Source organism: Curvibacter sp. GW821-FHT09D12, from assembly GCF_059416245.1.
Map to the genome: position 1 here is coordinate 323,028 of NZ_JBWKOU010000004.1, position 16,142 is coordinate 339,169.

Sequence of the window (16,142 nt, forward strand, 5' to 3'; positions counted from 1 at the left end):
CCGCAAAATGAAACCAGCGCAGCCCGCACTGTCTTATTTCGCACTTCAGGAGACCTCATGACCGCCTTTTATGACCAGGATCTGCCCCGCACCGAAGCCAATCACGCCAGTCTCACCCCCTTGAGCTTCATCGAGCGCACAGCCCAGGTCTACCCCGACCGCCTGGCCATCGTGCACGGGCGTGGTGAGCAGGTTTTGCGCCAGACCTGGGCTCAGACCTACGCACGCTGCCGCCAACTGGCCAGCGCCCTGAGCCGTGCCGGCATCGGCAAGAACGACACCGTGGCCGTGATGTTGCCCAACACCCCGCCCATGGTCGAGGCCCATTTCGGGGTTCCCATGGCCGGGGCCGTGCTCAACTCGCTCAACACCCGGCTTGACCCGGAAACCATTGCCTTCATGCTGGACCATGGCGAGGCCAAGGCGCTGATCGTCGACCCCGAGTTTGCCCTGGTGGTGCAAAAGGCTCTGGCGCTGCGCCAGGCCCAGACCCCGCTGCTGCTGATCGATGTGGAGGATGCCCTCTATGGCGAGGCCCCGCTGCGGCTCGGGCAAACCACCTATGACCAGTTTGTGGCCAGTGGTGACCCTGAATATGCCTGGCAGTTGCCCGCGGACGAGTGGGATGCGATCGCCTTGAACTACACCAGCGGCACCACAGGCAACCCCAAGGGGGTGGTTTACCACCACCGTGGTGCCGCGGTGAATGCCATCTCCAATGTGCTGGAGTGGGACATGCCCAAGTTCTCGGTTTACCTCTGGACCCTGCCCATGTTCCATTGCAACGGCTGGTGTTTCCCGTGGACAGTGGCCGCGCGGGCCGGTGTCAACGTGTGCCTGCGCCGGGTCGACCCCGAGGCCATCTTTGCCATGATGCGCGAGCACGGTGTCACCCATTACTGTGGTGCACCCATCGTGCACGGCCTGCTGGTGAATGCACCGGCCGCCCTGAAGGCCGGTGTGCCGGCCGGCATCCGGGCGATGGTGGCGGGCGCCGCGCCGCCGGCCTCGATGATCGAGGGCATGGAGCAGATGGGGTTTGACCTGACCCATGTCTATGGGCTGACCGAGGTGTATGGACCGGCCACGGTGTGCGCCAAGCACGAAGCCTGGGACGCGCTGGACATCGGCGATCGCGCCCGACTCAACGCTCGCCAGGGCGTGCGCTACCACCTGCAGCGCGATGTGCGCGTGCTTGACCCCGAGACGATGCAGCCGGTGCCGCAGGACGGTGAGACCATGGGCGAGATCATGTTCCGCGGCAACATCGCCATGAAGGGCTACCTGAAGAACCCCAAGGCCACGCAAGAGGCGTTTGCCGGGGGCTGGTTCCACAGCGGCGACCTGGCGGTTCAATACCCGGACGGCTACATCAAGATCAAGGATCGCAGCAAGGACATCATCATCTCGGGTGGCGAGAACATCTCTTCGATCGAAGTCGAAGACGTGCTTTATCGCCACCCCGACGTGCTGGCCGCCGCGGTGGTGGCCAAGCCCGATGCACGCTGGGGCGAAACCCCTTGCGCCTTTGTCGAGTTGAAGGCGGGTGCTGAGACCACGCCCGAAGACATCGTGGCGCATTGCAAGAAGCACCTGGCCGGCTTCAAGGTGCCGCGTGCGGTGGTGTTTGGCGAACTGCCCAAGACCAGTACCGGCAAGATCCAGAAGTTCGAACTGCGCAAGCAGGCGGGCTCGGCCGGCGCGATCGACGTCTGAGGCTTGAGCTAAACCGTGTCGGGCTGAGGCCCGGCGCGGCCATCTTCGACCACAAAGCGGGCCAGAGGGCGCACGGGGCTGTCGGCGCGGCCCGGGTCATCCACCGCCATCAGCGTGGTCTGCCAGCGTTGCGGGCTCAGCTCTACCCAGGCGTAGCCGCGCTGGTCTGGCCGGGCCAGCAGGATGTGCGGGTTGTCGCGCCGCAGGGCGGCGGCGCGCTCCAGCGTGGCGCTGGAGTGTGAGCTGATCGAGGTGCCGCAGAACTCGCTGGCCAGCACCGGCGAATCGGGCCGATCGGGGTCGGCCTGCACCCGGCACACGTAGTTCTGATGCACATCGCCACCGATCAGCACGGTGTTGCGCGGCGGCGTGGCCTGCAGGTCGGCCAACAGGCGCTGACGGGCCGCCGGGTAGCCGTCCCAGGGGTCGGTGGGGGTGGGTTCATCGGCCCGGGCGGCCGCGCTGGCGCCGCCATAGTGGCGCGGCGAGAACAGGGTTTGCTGCGCGATCACGCTCCAGCGCGGCCCCAGCGGGCCGGCATCCTGAGCCAGGCCCTGGGCCAGCCACTGCTCCTGGGCCGGGCCCAGCAGGCTGCGGGTCGGATCGTTCAGCTCGGCACAGCGGCCCGCGCGCACAGTGCCGGCACCACTGCTGCCGGCTTCGCGGCAGGCCTGCACGGCACGGTACTGGCGGTCGTCCAGCAGGTGAAAACGCGCCAGCCGCCCGAAGTCGCTGCGCTGGTAGAGGCGCAAGGCGTCAGGCCGGGTCAGGCCTTGCAGACCGTGCAACAGCACCGAGGCGCGCAGGGGCTGGTTTTCATAGAAGGCCTGGTAGGCCGCGCTGCGCTGGCGCAGGAAGTCGGCGCCGCTGCTGTCGCGACCCCGATCGCCGGCGTAGTCGTTCTCGACCTCGTGGTCGTCCCAGGTCAGCAGCCAGGGGCAGGCTGCGTGGGCCGCCTGCAGGGCCAGGTCGCTTTTGTGCAACGCATAGCGGTCGCGGTAGTCGGCCAGGGTCTGAGCGCGGCGCAGCGTGTGCACGCGGTGGATCGGGGTCTTGGCCTGGGGGGTGGGGTCGCCCGGGGGCGAGGCGTATTCGTAGATGTAGTCGCCCACAAACACCACCAGGTCGGGGCTGCGGGTGGCCACGTCACGCCAGGCCGCATAGTGGCCGTGCTCCCAGCGCTGGCAAGAGGCAAATGCCAGCCGCAGCCGCGGGGCCAGTGCGTCCGGGGCCGGAAAAGTGCGCGTGCGGCCCACCGCGCTGACCGCGTCGCCGACCATGAAGCGGTAGTGGTACCAGCGCTCAGCCTGCAGGCCGTTGACCTCGACATGCACGCTGTGGCCCAACTCGGCCTGGGCTGAGGCCTGCCCACGTTGCAGCACCCGGGCAAATCGATCGTCCTCGGCCAGCTCCCATGACACGGTGACTTGGTTCGGACCCAGGCCGTCGGTGCACAAGCGGGTCCAGAGCACCACGCTGTCATGGCTGGGTGAGCCGCTGGCCACGCCCAGGCCAAATGGATCGGCGGCCAGGCCCGCCGGGGTGTTGCGCTGGGCCCAGGCCCGCCAGGGCTGAGCCGCGCTGCCCAGCAGCAGGGCTTGCAGCCACGCGCGCCGAGGCAGCTCAGGCCGCAACCACACGGTTCTTCCCGGACCGTTTGGCCAGGTACATGGCCTGGTCGGCACGCTTGATGGCTTCGGTGGTTTCCTCGTCGGCCCCCACCTGCGCGACGCCCGCGCTGAAGGTGATCAGTACCTTTTCGTTGTCTTTCAGGAAGAACTGCTTGGTCAGCTCGCGCTGAAGGCGCTTCATCACCTCAACGCCTTTGGCCTGCTCGGTGTCGGGTAGCACCACCAGGAATTCTTCACCGCCGTAGCGGGCCAGGCTGTCTTGCGGGCGCATGGTACTGCGCGCCACCTGGGCCAAGTGCACCAGGGCGGCGTCGCCCGTGTCGTGGCCCAGGTTGTCGTTGAGGCGCTTGAAGTTGTCCAGATCCAGCAGCGACACACACATGGCCGTGCCCTGGCGGCGGGCCCGGGCGATCTCGCGCTGCAGGGCCTCGTCCAGGCCCTTGCGGTTGAGTGCGCCAGTCAGCGGGTCGTGGCGCGCCTGCGAGCTGGCGCGGTCCAACTCTTCTTGCAGCCGGCGCAGGGCTTCGTCAGCCTGCTGGGTGCGCTCACGCATCTCGCGCAGTTCGTCGCGCATGTGCAAGGTGTCGATGGACATGGCGCGCGTGGCCTGAATGGCCTCTTGCAGCACGGGGGCGATGTCGACCAGGGTCTGGGCCGATTCCAGCTGGCGCGAGCAGTTCTCGATCGTGCCCTGGTAGGCGCTGCTGTGTTCTGTCATGCGACCCAGGCGCTCGATGAAGGCCGCGAGCATCTGCTTCATCTGCTCTTGCGCTTCCAGCGTGCGGGCCTTGGCTTCGCTTTGCTTGAAAATCACATCTTTCAGGCGGGCCTGCACGTCGTCCAGGCGCCTGAGTGTGAGCGGCGGCGTGGTGGCGCTGACCAGCGCGTCGATCTGGCCTTTGACCCAGCTGTCCTCCACCGTCAGCTCGCCGATGTTCACAAACAGCAGGTGCAGCAGCTCCAGCAGGGAGCTCTTGATGGCCATCTGGTCTTCGGCCGCAAAGGACACCTTGAAGCTGAGGTTGCCCAGCATCAGTTTGAGGGTGCTCACGTCGGCCGTTGGTTGGCGGGCGAAGGTCAGCAGTTGCTCGGCCTGCTCTTTGAGGCGCGGGTCATCCTGGCCCAGCATGGGCAGGGTGTTTTCGATCAGGCGCGCGATCTGTTCGCGCAATTCGGCCATCAAGTCGTCCGTGACGGCAGGTTTGTCCGGCAGGTGCGCTGGCGTGCTCACCAGGGGCTGGGTGGCCAGGCCCACCAGGGCGGCCTGCAGGCCCACCCAGTTGCGGGTTTGGATGGACTGGTCCAATTGGCCCAGCAGGCGTTGCTGGGCTGGTGTCTGGCCCGGCATCACCCGGGCGATGCTGCGCAACTGCTCTTCGGGAAAGTTGGGCACATGCCGGGTACCGGCTACTTCGTGATACAGCGCCTGGTAGTTTTCGGGCGAGGGCAGCAGCTTGCGCACGGAAAGCAGCTTGAGCGTTTCCTTGGCAATCTCGTAGGGCGATCGTTCAGCCATGGATGAGGTTCAGGAGGGGGCGAGCACGCCGGGCGTTGACAAAGGTGTCAAAGGCGAAAGCATAACCCTGTCAGTCTTGAAAAATCATGACGCAGATGAATAAGCGGCCTTGTCTGCCGGCTCGGGCAGTTCGCGCTGCGCCAGTCCATCGGCGGCCAGCAGGGCCAGCGCAGCCGGGGTGAGCGAGTCGGCTTGGAGGGCCTCCCGCTCGGGCCAGTGACGGAAGTGCAGCGCTTGCGAGCGGGCGTACTGAGGGTCGTAGTGCAGCGTGACCAGGCTTTCGAACAGGGGCGCGAGTTGGCCTTGGCGGGCCCAGGCCTGCCACTGGTTCAGCACCTCGTGGCCGTGCAGGGTGCGCAGGGGTTCCAACTGCTGCGCCAGTTGCTCGGGGGCGTCTCCCAGGTAGGCGTAGTCGTTCAGCAGAAAACGGAGTCGCTCTGACAAAGAGGCCTGCAACTCCAGGCAGGGGGCACTGCGCATGCGGTCCACCAGGGCCTGGGGCAGGGCAATGCGTCCGATTTTTCGACTTTCGGCCTCGACCCACACGGGGCGGCTCAGGTCGAAGTGGCGGATCGCCGCGTCGAGGGCGGTCTCAAAAGCCTTTTGCGAGGGCTGAGCTTGCCCCGGCACGGCGCCCAGCAAAGACCCCTTGTGGCGGGCCAGCCCTTCCAGGTCAAGCACTTGGGCGCCCTGGTCGGCCAGCGCGTGCAGCAGTCGCGTCTTGGCACTGCCGGTGGGGCCGCACAGCACCTGCAGCCGCAACCTGGGCGCCAACTCGGCCAGGTTTGACACCACTTGCTGGCGAAAACGCTTGTAGCCGCCGGCCAGTTGCTGGGCATCCCAGCCCACCAGACGCCACCAGGCCACCATCGAGCCGCTGCGCAGACCGCCACGCCAGCAATACACCAGCGGCTTCCAGTCGGCGGGCTGATCAGCAAATCGTTCGTTCAGGTGGCGGGCCAGGTTGGCGGCCACCATGGCCCCGCCCACGCGACGTGCCTCGAAGGCGCCTTGCTGCTTGTAGATCGTGCCCACAATGCGGCGCTCCTCATCATCGAGCACCGGGCAATTGATGGCCCCCGGGATGTGATCCAGTGCAAACTCGGAGGGCGAGCGGGCATCGATCACGACGTCGAATTGGTCAATTTCGCTGACCTGCACGGGGGCTCGGCGGCTCATGAGCGTCCCTGTCGCCAAAAAACGTGAAAATAAGACATGACTACTTCGACTCCTGCATTGACCCAGTTTTCCCACGGAGGCGGTTGCGGCTGCAAGATTGCCCCCGGCTTGCTGAGCGAGATTTTGTCACGCGCACCGCGTGGCCTGATGCCGCCCGAGTTGATGGTGGGGCTGGAGACCAGCGATGACGCGGCGGTTTACCGCCTCAATGACCATCAGGCCCTGGTGGCCACCACCGATTTCTTCACACCCATCGTTGACAACCCGCGAGATTTCGGTCGCATCGCGGCCACCAATGCCTTGTCTGATATCTATGCCATGGGCGGCACGCCCATCCTGGCGCTGGCCTTGGTAGGCATGCCGATCGCGAAGCTGTCGCCCGAGACCATCGGCGAAGTCTTGGCCGGTGGGGCCGAGATCTGCCGTGAGGCCGGCATCCCCGTGGCCGGAGGGCATTCGATCGATCTGCTGGAGCCCATCTATGGGCTGGTGGCCCTGGGCCTGGTGCACCCTGATCGCGTGCGGCGCAATGCCGACGCACAGGCCGGTGACGTGCTGGTGCTGGGCAAGCCGCTGGGGGTGGGCATCTTGTCGGCCGCACTCAAAAAAGGCCTGCTCGATGAGGCCGGCTATGCCGAGATGTTGGCTCACACCACGCGCTTGAACCGCGTGGGCAGCACCCTGGGCGGGTTGGCCGGCGTTCACGCCATGACCGATGTGACCGGGTTTGGTCTGGCCGGGCACCTGCTGGAGGTGTGCCGCGGTTCTTCTCTGCAGGCCGAGGTCAGCCTGGCTGATTTGCCCCTGATCGAGGCTGCCCAGCGCTTTGCCCATGATGGGGTGGTGACCGGCGCTTCGGCCCGCAACTGGGCCTCTTATGGGGGCGACATCACCTGGCCCGGCAGCGCAGAGGCCTGGCAGCAGGCCCTGGTGTCCGATCCGCAGACCAGCGGCGGCTTGTTGGTGAGTTGTGCGCCTGAGGCCGCTGACGCTGTGCTGAGCGCCTTCCATGAGGCCGGATTTGCCGAGGCCGTTGTCGTGGGCCGCATGCAGGCCTTGCCGGCCGGGGCACGTGCCGGGGTGCGTTTCGAGTGAGCGAGCCCGCGTCCGAGGCACTGGCGCCGCTTTCGGGGTGGCTGGCCCTGGAGGGTTTGCCCTTGCAGGCGCAGTTCTGGCTGCTGCGTCTGTCGGCCTATGCCTTGCTGAACCTGGCCGACGATGCGGCCTTGCTGGCCCTGATGTTCTGCTGAGGTGGCGGTCAGTCGGGGAGGCCTGGTTTCAATGTCGTATGCCCTCGCCGCGCAGCACCAGCACGGCGGTCCGGAACAAAATGCGCAGGTCCAGCGCCAGGCAGTGCGTGCGCAGGTACTCGGCGTCGTAGGCGGCCTTTTCGGTGTCGTCCAGGTCATCGCGCCCATGCACCTGGGCCCATCCGGTGAGGCCTGGGGCCAGGGTATGGACACCTGCCGTCTCGCGCATCGCATGCAGTGTCTGTTGGTTGCACAGGGCAGGGCGCGGGCCTACCAGGCTCATGTCACCGCGCACGATGCACCACAGCTGGGGCAGTTCGTCCAGGCTGGTGCGGCGCAGCCAACGGCCCAAAGGCGTCAGATGGCTGTCTGGATCGGGCAACAGGTGCGTGGCGACCGTGGGTGTGCCCACCCGCATGCTGCGGAACTTGGGCATCAGAAAAGGCTTGCCCTGTCGACCGACCCGGAGTGACCAGTAAAGCGCCGGCCCGGGTGAGTTGAATCGCACCGCCAGCCCGATCAGCAACATGGGCACCCCCAGCAGAATCAAGGCCAGGCTGGCCAGGGTGAAATCGAACAGTCTTTTACTCATCAGTGCGGGAAGTGCGCGGGCGTGGGGGGCAAACCTTCGGAGTGTGCCTGAGACTTTACGCACTTGACACAATCTCAGAAACAGGTACCCCTGCGGGGCAGGGCTGGTGCCACCTCAGTCGCGCCCTGGTATGTCGTGGAAGACGGGGATCGTAGTGGCCGGTCTGGCAGTGCGCTGTTTTTATTTGTTGGAGGCCAGTAGCAGCCCGGCCGCCCCCATGAAGAAGCCCCCAGTGGCCTTGTTCAGTCGCACGACGGCCCGCTGGGTGGTGATGAGGCGGCGCAATTGCAGGCCGCCAGCGGCATAAACCAGGCTGGCCACGAACTCGGCGGCCAGGTAGGTGGGGCCCAAAATCGCAAACTGAGGCACAGCCGCTTGGCTGGGGTCAATGAATTGCGGAAAGATTGCAGCGAACAAAATGATGGCTTTGGGGTTGGTGATGCCCAGCAGGAATTCCTGCCGTATCAAGGCCCGCCAACTGCGCGCTTGCACCGCCGCAGCGGGCGCGTCCCGCCCGTCCGCGGTGTCCGACGTCTGGGCCAGTCCGCTGAACTCGCGGCTGCGCCAGGCCCGCCAGCCCAGGTAAAAAAGATAGGCTGCGCCCACCCATTTGATGGTGCTGAAAGCGGCCTCAGAGGCCAGCAGCATGGCGCCCAGGCCCACGGCCGACACCGTCAGGAACACCGAAAACGCCAGAACCCGGCCGCAAGTGCCTACCAAGGCCGGGACCACGCCTTGGCGAATGCCGTTGTTCAGGGCGCAGAAATTATTCGGACCGGGTGTCAGAGCGATCGCCACGGCCACGGGAAAAAAGAAAATAGCGTTCATGAAGCCACACTCTGGTGCCAAAGCATCACTGCAGCAGCATTCATGCCTGCACAGGCCCTGTCACGGCAGGGGCTTTGGCTATCTCTGGTTTCTAACACGGCTTGCATGAACCCCTCTCGTTCCATTCCGATTCCGGTGATCGATTCCACACGTTGCACGGGCTGTGGCTGGTGTGTGCCGACGTGTCATCTGCATCTTCTAAGTTTGCAGGCTCAGGGCTGGCGCAAATTCTCAGCCTTGCAAGACGCCGATCGTTGTGTGGGTTGCCGCAAATGTGAGCTGCGTTGTCCTTTTGGGGCCATCACCATGGTCCTGCCCACAGACGGGGCTTGAGCTCTGAAAGCGGCTGTCAGAGCCCGACCGAGCCCTGCCGCACCAATTGCTTGGCCTGTTCGCGACCCGCCAGCATGGCGTGGGGCATCGATTCGAAGATCACGTCGGACTCATGTCGGATCGCGGTGGCGATGCCGTGGTCATCGTCCAGGTCACTCAGGCGCTGGAAAACGGAATGAACCTTCCATTGCCCGGGCTGTACCTCGCTGGCGTACACCTCGATGAGGTAGCCGCCATCTTCAAATGAAAAGTCTGCTGTCACGTTGTCGTTCTCCCTGCGGTTCGCGCGAGTTTGGCAAACCTGAACAGGGCGCGCATCGCCCAATTTTGGTAAGTGGTTGACCAGATACGTTTCAAGGTGACTTCGGTCTGAGGGGGGCCTAACCCCTGGCCCATTTGCAGAAATTCTTGGGCTTGTCACGGTGGAGGCGTAACATGTTGCAACGCAGCAATCGCATGCGGCGGCGTGTCTGTTCGACATGACCGAGGTCGGTAAGGAGGTCGTTCATGAGCACAGTTTCATCCAACCCAGCGCTCAGGCATGAAAGCAGGCCGCGTTGCAGCCGCTGTCACGAGCCTTTGTTCCGCGTGGCCCGCGACCTGTGGATGCGGTTTCTCCCGGGGAGTCGGCACCTTGAATGCCATGGCTGTGAGAAGCGCTACCTCGTCTTTCTGGGCTTGAGATTGGGCCCCTTCTGAGAAACTGTGGCCTGCCCGAAGCTGCCACCACGTGCCCTCGCTGGGGTGGGCCGATCGCCGAGATGAGGGGCAACAAGCGATTTACGGGGTGGTCGCAACAGCGTTGACGTGACGCCTGCTGAAGGCTTCGCTATCCTTGGGTGTCTGCCACAACGCCAGCCTCAACCGCCCTGTTAACGCCATGAAACAACCCGACGCCATGCTCAGAATCCTGGAGACCGAAGCCAGCGGTGGGGCCGCGGACCCGGACGTGGCCATTGCCAACATCGCCTCACTGCTGGAACGGCTGGATCCCAAGGCAGAAGGTTATGAGAGGGATGTGGCTGATCTTCTGGCTGTGGGGGCCTGCATCTGGGCCTTGAGCAAGCGCGTCGGGTGAAGGGCTTGTTCGCCCAGTTCTGTATAGCTGGCCCTGGCATGCACGGCACCTCTTTGAGGCCCTGAGCAACACCGGAAAACAAAAAGCCCCAGGCTCTTGCGAACCTGGGGCTTCCATTTGGTGCCGGAGAGATGAATCGAACTGACCCTGTCCCATGTTTTAGTACCGTTTGGTAACAGAGCTGCCGGCATGATGAAGGCCTGTTTTGGGCCAGGAGCATGTCATGAAAAAGAGCAGGTTCACTGAAGATCAGATTGCGTTCGCACCCAAGCAAGCTGAGTTGGGTATCAGCGTCGAGGAGGTCTGCCGCAAGATGGGCATCAGCGATGCGACGTTCTATGTGTGGCGCAAGAAGTACGCAGGCGTGGGTCCCTCGGAGCTGCGTCGACTGCGGCAACTCGAAGAGGAAAACCGCAAGCTCAAGCAGATCGTGGCTGATCTGAGCCTGGACAAGGCGATGTTGCAGGCAGTCGTTGCAAAAAAGCTTTGAGGCCTTCGCAGCGGCGCGCGTTGGTGCCCGAATTGATGCAGCGCTTTGGATGCAGCCAACGCAATGCGTTGCGTGTGGTGAAGATGTCGACCTCGACCTACCTGTACAAAGCGGTCAAGAAGGACGAGTCGGCACTGAAGATGCCCATCAAGGAGATCACCGACACAAGGGTGCACTACGGTTACCGCCGGGTGCACGTGATGCTTCGTCGCGAGGGCCACAGGGACAACGTCAAACGGGTCTACCGCTTGTACAGGGAAGAAGGTCTGTCGCTGCGCCTGAAAAGGCCGCGGCGCAACAAAGCGGCCAAGTTACGCCAGCCTAAGCAGTTGGCCCACGCCATGAATGAAATCTGGAGCATGGACTTCGTGGCCGATGCCTTGTTTGATGGCCGAAAGCTGCGCATGCTGACGGTCGTAGATCTGTTCACCAGGAAGTGCCTGGCCATCGAGGTTGGCCAGAGCTTGAAGGGGGAAGATGTCGTGCGAACGCTCAGCGACGTCTGTGTCCAACGTGGCCTACCAGGCACGATCAAGACAGACAACGGAAGCGAGTTCATCTCCAAGGTGATGGACAAATGGGCCTACGAGCGCGGCGTTGAGTTGGACTTCAGCCGGCCAGGCAAACCGACAGACAACGCGGCAGTGGAGAGCTTCAATGGTCGACTGCGGCAGGAGTGCCTGAACGCGAGTTGGTTCTTGTCATTGGCGGATGCACAGACCAAAATCGAAGCGTGACGCAGGTATTACAACGAGAGTCGTCCCCACTCTGCGCTGGAGTGGGCCACACCCGCTGAATTCGCCCGCCGTTGCTGCCTGCAGGCAGCAACGGCGATGTCAGAGAAGCCGGAAGTTTCTACTTCTGAGCGGTACTGAAACTGGTACAGGGTCAGCCTCTGTTGCTTTTACCCCATCGGCGTGTAAAGCAAAGCTTGATGAGCCTCAATATGCAATCGTCATCAGTTGTATTGTTTACACAATTATGTAACATATTGTGCAATCATGTCGGTGCCATTGACTGACGAAAAACGGGCGACATTGTGGACAGACAGATGCTTCCCCTTTTTGCTTGGCGGTCAAAATTTGCGCTTTCAGTTTCTCTGTGAATCCGTTGAGGCGTGCAAACTTTGCCCAACAAAAGCCTGAATGCCGCTCGCCGCTGAGCAGGCGCATGCGCGCCGTCTTTTTCGGTTCTTTACTGAATCCGAGCATTGAGGATTTTGTGGGCACGTCACTGCATGGCGGGACACAGTATTAGGACCTATCCAAATTCACCGAGGGCAGTTCCTGCGAGTCACCCATGCGATCCAACGTGTACACCGCCGAAGACCTGTCGTACGTGCAGGCACCCAAACAAGTGCGGCAAGTAGTCAGCACACAGCCGGGTGTGTCATGAGGTCCGAGCTTGAATGTATCGCGACCCAGCAAGCGGGTGTCGGCACGGCGGCACACCTGCACACCATGGCCGGACTGGAGGCCCAGCGCGCTGGCGACCTGCCGTTGGCCAGCCAGCACTACGACGCGGCGCTGCGGGCGGCGCCTGGGCATGTGGAGGCGTTGCACCTGCGCGGCATGCTGGCTCATGCCATGGGTGACATCAACACTGCTACACGGTTGATGCAGACAGCTGGCGCACTGGCGCCTTCGGACGAACGCATTTCTTGCAATCTGGCGGCGGTGCTGCTGAGCGCCATGCTGTTGCCAGAAGCACGGCGCGCTGCTGCCCACGCGCTGGCGCTGACTCCGGATATGGCCGAGGCCCATGCCAATCTCGCCGCCATCGCACTGGCGCAGGGCGATCTGGCGCAGGCGGAGGCGGAGGCGCGTTGCGCCTTGCAGTTGCGGCCTGGCTGGAGCCTGGCCCTGCTGTGTCTGGCAGACACGCTGCGCCAGCGGCGCGCGCATGGTGATGCGGAGCAGGCCTACCGCGAGGTGCTGGCCACCGAGCCGCAACATGGACATGTCCTGCAGCACCTGGGCTGGATGCTGTTTCGTCAAGGGCGCATAGACCAAGCCCTGCATTTCTGCGAACAAGCTGCGCTGCAGGTCAACCCCGATGCACATGCGCCCACCCGCGAGCGTGACAGCGTGGTTCTGCAAAACCTCGGTCGCGTGCGGCTGGAATGCGGGCAACTTCAAGAAGCCATGGAAGCGCTGGAGCAGGCCATCGAGCGCACGCCATCTTCCCCGCGGGCAGCATTGTTTGTAGGCATGGCTTGGGACGAGTTGGGTGAGCCTGACGAAGCGCGGCAATGGTTCCAGCGCGTATTGCAGTTGAGCGAGGGGCATCTGGATGCCCAAGAGTGCTTGGCCAACCTAGCCATCAAGACCGATCAGCACACGCTGGCCCTGCGCATGCTGGACGATGTGCTGCAGCGCGCCCCGGGCCGACCCCATGCACTCAGCCTGCGAGGTGCCGCCAAGCTGGGCCTTGGCGACGGCGCGGGCGCACTGGCCGACTACCGTGCCGCGATCGCACAGGCGCCGCAATCGGCACAGTTGCATGCCGCTCTGGGACATGCGTTGGCCAAAGCCGGTGAAACCGCTCCGGCGATGGACAGCTACCGCGCGGCCTTGGCCTGTCATGCGGAGTGCATTCCCGCGCTGGTGGGTTTGTTGCGCATGGCCAAGACCAGAGCGGACGCACCACTCAAGAATGCCGCGCTGGCCCTGCTCGACAAGCCGCACTTGCATGCGCTGCAGCGCTCGCGGCTGCACTTTGGCCTGGCCACCTATTTCGATACCACCAAAGCCTGGGACAACGCGGCCGCTCACATGGTGCAGGCCAACCATTTGGGCAAAAGCGGCAAGTCGCAACGCAACGAGCGCTACGACCCCGCCGCATACGAGGCCTATGTCGACCAGACCATCCAGATTTTCACTCCCGAGCTGTTTGCCCGCTTGGCCGGTCATGGCTCTGCCAGCGAGCGGCCGGTCTTCATCGTGGGCATGCCACGTTCCGGGACCACGCTTGCAGAGCAAATCATTGCCAGCCACCCCCAGGCCTACGGTGCCGGGGAACGTACTTTCGCCGCACAAGGCTTCAAGCTGCTGGCCGAGCGGATGGGCCAATCGGTCGGAGGGCCGCTCGATTGGCTGCCCGGCGCGTCGCGTGAGGCCGTGTACGCCGCAGCGCAGTGGCACTTAGAGGCTCTGGCGCAACTGAACCAGGACGCCGCGCGCGTGGTGGACAAAATGCCGGACAACTACAGCCTCCTGGGCTGGCTGGCGGTGCTGTTTCCGCACGCGCACTTCGTGCATTGCCAGCGCGACTTGCGCGACGTCGCATTGTCCTGCTGGTTGACGGATTTTTCCAAGATCGTCTGGGCCAATGACATGGAGCATCTGGTTCACCGCATCCGTCAGTACCGCCGCCTCATGGCGCATTGGACGCGGGTGCTGCCTGTTCGCCTGCATGCCCTGCGCTACGAGCGCCTTGTAGCCGACCAACGCGGCGAGTCGCAGCGGTTGCTCAACGCCGTTGGTCTGCCGTGGGACGAGCGATGCCTCTCGTTTTTCGAAACCAGGCGATTGGTGCGCACCGCCAGCGTCAACCAGGTACGCCAGCCCATGTACCGGCGCGCGGTGGCGCGCTGGCAGCGTTATGAACGAATGCTGGAGCCGGTCTGCGCCGCTCTGGCCCACGACGGGACAGGAGCCTCGACTGTCTTTGCCCCGCAATTCCCTCAAGAAAGAGCTGATCCATGACCTCCTCGTTTTCCAAACTGCGTATGCGTGAGTTTTCCCGACTCTCCAGCCTGGCTCTGCTGGGCGGCAGTGTCGGCCTGGCCCCCGGCTCAGCTGCGGCCGCGACGGGCTCAAAACAAGTCGTCTCGGGCGGCTTCAAGTGGTTCATTAACACCAACATCACCTTCCAGACCACCTCCTCGGGCTGGGGGTTCAGCGAGGCCTCGGGCACGGCTCCGATGCTGACGGACGCCGGTGGCACTCAAACACTGAACGACGCCTTCGATGGCGCCATGAGCTGGCACGTACAACTACCTGGCGAGACTAATCATGCCATCGGGGGCTATAACGCAGTGGGTGGTGCAGTGGTGACGCCTTCCAGCCCGACGCCGGGCCAGGCAGTTACCGTGACTGGCCAGGCGCAAACACTGCAAGGCCTCACCGTCACCGGGCAAATTTACTTCCCGGCCGGCAAGGCAGTAGCACGGTCCATACTCATCCTGCAAAACCCCACCGGCGCGGCCATCACAGTTCAGGTGGCCAACTACAACAACCTGGGTTCCGACGCTAACACCACCATTGTGAAGACCAGCAACGGCGATACGGTGTTCAATCCGGGCGTGGACAACTGGGTGATTTCTTACCAGCGTCCCACCCCACTCGGCGGCCCTGTTTCGGACCCCATCATCACCCTGGTCGGTATGCAAAAGGCAAGCTCCGCCGGATATACCGACGGCGACGACAATCCCTACCAAATCTTCAATGTCACGGTGCCGCCGGGTGGAACACAACGCGTGATGTCGCTCGTGCAGTTGTCCGCCACCCGTCAGGCGGCCATCGCCAGTGCGCCAACCTTCAATGACATGGCGTCGCTGCAACAGGCTGGCTATCTGGCGGATTTGGGGCCGACTGAATTGCAGTCCATCGCCAACTGGACTTACATGGCGGCGACACCGGACGTGCAGGCCGTGCCAGGACTGAACGGGGCGGCGTTGGTGGCACTCGGCGGTCTGGTGGTAGTTGCGGCCGGCATTCGGCGCCGCAAAAACCCGCAGGCGGACACTCAAAGTTGAGGTGCTTGCGCGGGGCGAACCGTTCGGCGGCGGCCCCGGTCTCCATCCCCATGCCCATGCGTGCCCAGCACAAGGCATTTGATCTGTAACAGCCTGCCGAATGGGCCTCAAATCATCATCTGTCCTCCGCTCATGGACCGGTCGTGTTAGCCGGTCTAAGTGCGTTGGTGGCCAGGCTGGGCATCGGCTGAGCCAGGTGGTTTGGGCAAAGATATTGGCCGATGCGTCAGTTCCAACGTGAGCGACTGGGTGATGCAATCCCCCTGGCCCTATGATCGAAGTGTCAGCCCATCGGCTGACCTTGCTTTTCCTCCCTGAGCAAGCCCGCAAGGGTTCACTTGGCCAAAGTGCCGGATTTTCTTTTTGTGTGGCTGTCCGGCCTCACTCATTCCACTTCAGGTACAGCCGCACGCACAAGGCTATGCCTACCGCCCAGAGCATCCATGTTTCCGTGATCGCATAGGGGTAGAACATCAGACCCAGGCCCGTCCAGGTCACTGCAGGGCGGCTGGTTCGCCGGCCATGACGCCAAGCCACCATGCCCACCAGGCCGAACAGCACGGCGCCGATGATGTAGGCCATGCTGGGCAGTTCGATGCCGAGTTGGGAAAGTTGGTCCATGGATCGAAGTCCCTTGAGTCGGCAAAAGAGGCCGAAAACTATGTACCGCTGGCTACATGGTGGCTACATGACCCAGGAAAAGAAAAACCCCGCTACCTATTCGATAGCGGGGTTTCCTTGTCAGACTTGGTGCCGGAGAGATGAATCGA

The 16,142-nt window shown here is 63.6% G+C and carries 14 protein-coding genes and 1 pseudogene; 8 read left to right on the forward strand and 7 right to left on the reverse strand.

Annotated features, from left to right (window positions below; all coding sequences use genetic code 11):
- The first annotated feature begins 57 nt into the window (after positions 1–57).
- Complete coding sequence (locus tag AC07PT_RS08625) at positions 58–1,716, forward strand: acyl-CoA synthetase (RefSeq protein ID WP_494656423.1); 1,659 nt, start codon at positions 58–60, stop codon at positions 1,714–1,716.
- 8 nt (positions 1,717–1,724) lie between these two features.
- Here AC07PT_RS08625 and AC07PT_RS08630 read toward each other — a convergent pair whose 3' ends face one another.
- The 3 genes from AC07PT_RS08630 to mnmH form a co-directional block, all read right to left on the reverse strand.
- Positions 1,725–3,350, reverse strand: a complete 1,626-nt coding sequence (locus AC07PT_RS08630) for an alkaline phosphatase D family protein (protein WP_494656524.1) — start codon at positions 3,348–3,350, stop codon at positions 1,725–1,727.
- Complete coding sequence (locus AC07PT_RS08635) at positions 3,340–4,863, reverse strand: GGDEF domain-containing protein (RefSeq protein WP_494656424.1); 1,524 nt, start codon at positions 4,861–4,863, stop codon at positions 3,340–3,342. Before AC07PT_RS08635 ends, AC07PT_RS08630 begins: the two co-directional genes overlap by 11 nt.
- A gap of 84 nt (positions 4,864–4,947) precedes the next feature.
- Positions 4,948–6,042 carry a tRNA 2-selenouridine(34) synthase MnmH gene (gene mnmH / locus AC07PT_RS08640; RefSeq protein WP_494656425.1) on the reverse strand — a complete coding sequence of 365 codons (1,095 nt, stop codon included), beginning with the start codon at positions 6,040–6,042 and terminating at the stop codon, positions 4,948–4,950.
- A 36-nt stretch (positions 6,043–6,078) separates the two neighbouring features.
- Here mnmH and selD point away from each other — a divergent pair, with 36 nt between their 5' ends.
- Together selD and AC07PT_RS08650 are read left to right on the forward strand one after the other, a co-directional pair.
- Complete coding sequence (gene selD / locus AC07PT_RS08645; RefSeq protein WP_492346937.1) at positions 6,079–7,137, forward strand: selenide, water dikinase SelD; 1,059 nt, start codon at positions 6,079–6,081, stop codon at positions 7,135–7,137.
- Positions 7,134–7,292, forward strand: coding sequence for a hypothetical protein (locus AC07PT_RS08650; RefSeq protein WP_492346938.1), 159 nt, complete (start codon positions 7,134–7,136; stop codon positions 7,290–7,292). Before selD ends, AC07PT_RS08650 begins: the two co-directional genes overlap by 4 nt.
- 28 nt (positions 7,293–7,320) lie before the next feature.
- On the opposite strand, the gene AC07PT_RS08655 is transcribed toward AC07PT_RS08650, so the two are convergent.
- Together AC07PT_RS08655 and AC07PT_RS08660 are read right to left on the reverse strand one after the other, a co-directional pair.
- Positions 7,321–7,884: a sugar transferase gene (locus AC07PT_RS08655; protein WP_494656426.1), complete on the reverse strand. Its 564-nt coding sequence runs from the start codon at positions 7,882–7,884 to the stop codon at positions 7,321–7,323.
- A 180-nt stretch (positions 7,885–8,064) separates the two neighbouring features.
- Positions 8,065–8,712 carry a LysE family translocator gene (locus tag AC07PT_RS08660; RefSeq protein ID WP_494656427.1) on the reverse strand — a complete coding sequence of 216 codons (648 nt, stop codon included), beginning with the start codon at positions 8,710–8,712 and terminating at the stop codon, positions 8,065–8,067.
- A gap of 105 nt (positions 8,713–8,817) precedes the next feature.
- Here AC07PT_RS08660 and AC07PT_RS08665 point away from each other — a divergent pair, with 105 nt between their 5' ends.
- Entirely contained in the window at positions 8,818–9,045 is a 228-nt protein-coding gene (locus AC07PT_RS08665; RefSeq protein WP_494656428.1) for an ATP-binding protein, read from the forward strand.
- A gap of 16 nt (positions 9,046–9,061) precedes the next feature.
- Here AC07PT_RS08665 and AC07PT_RS08670 read toward each other — a convergent pair whose 3' ends face one another.
- Positions 9,062–9,307 (reverse strand): hypothetical protein, encoded by a 246-nt coding sequence (locus AC07PT_RS08670; protein ID WP_492346941.1) that lies wholly within the window; start codon positions 9,305–9,307, stop codon positions 9,062–9,064.
- Between the two features lie 618 nt (positions 9,308–9,925).
- Between AC07PT_RS08670 and AC07PT_RS08675 the strand changes: the two genes are divergently transcribed.
- From AC07PT_RS08675 to AC07PT_RS08690, 4 genes and pseudogenes are all read left to right on the forward strand, one after another.
- Positions 9,926–10,123 carry a hypothetical protein gene (locus AC07PT_RS08675; protein WP_051443262.1) on the forward strand — a complete coding sequence of 66 codons (198 nt, stop codon included), beginning with the start codon at positions 9,926–9,928 and terminating at the stop codon, positions 10,121–10,123.
- A gap of 223 nt (positions 10,124–10,346) precedes the next feature.
- A pseudogene (locus tag AC07PT_RS08680) lies at positions 10,347–11,488 on the forward strand (IS3 family transposase).
- A 516-nt stretch (positions 11,489–12,004) separates the two neighbouring features.
- Complete coding sequence (locus tag AC07PT_RS08685) at positions 12,005–14,320, forward strand: sulfotransferase (protein WP_494656429.1); 2,316 nt, start codon at positions 12,005–12,007, stop codon at positions 14,318–14,320.
- Complete coding sequence (locus tag AC07PT_RS08690) at positions 14,317–15,372, forward strand: hypothetical protein (RefSeq protein ID WP_494656430.1); 1,056 nt, start codon at positions 14,317–14,319, stop codon at positions 15,370–15,372. Before AC07PT_RS08685 ends, AC07PT_RS08690 begins: the two co-directional genes overlap by 4 nt.
- 381 nt (positions 15,373–15,753) lie before the next feature.
- On the opposite strand, the gene AC07PT_RS08695 is transcribed toward AC07PT_RS08690, so the two are convergent.
- Positions 15,754–15,993, reverse strand: coding sequence for a hypothetical protein (locus AC07PT_RS08695; RefSeq protein WP_494656431.1), 240 nt, complete (start codon positions 15,991–15,993; stop codon positions 15,754–15,756).
- Positions 15,994–16,142 lie beyond the last annotated feature (149 nt).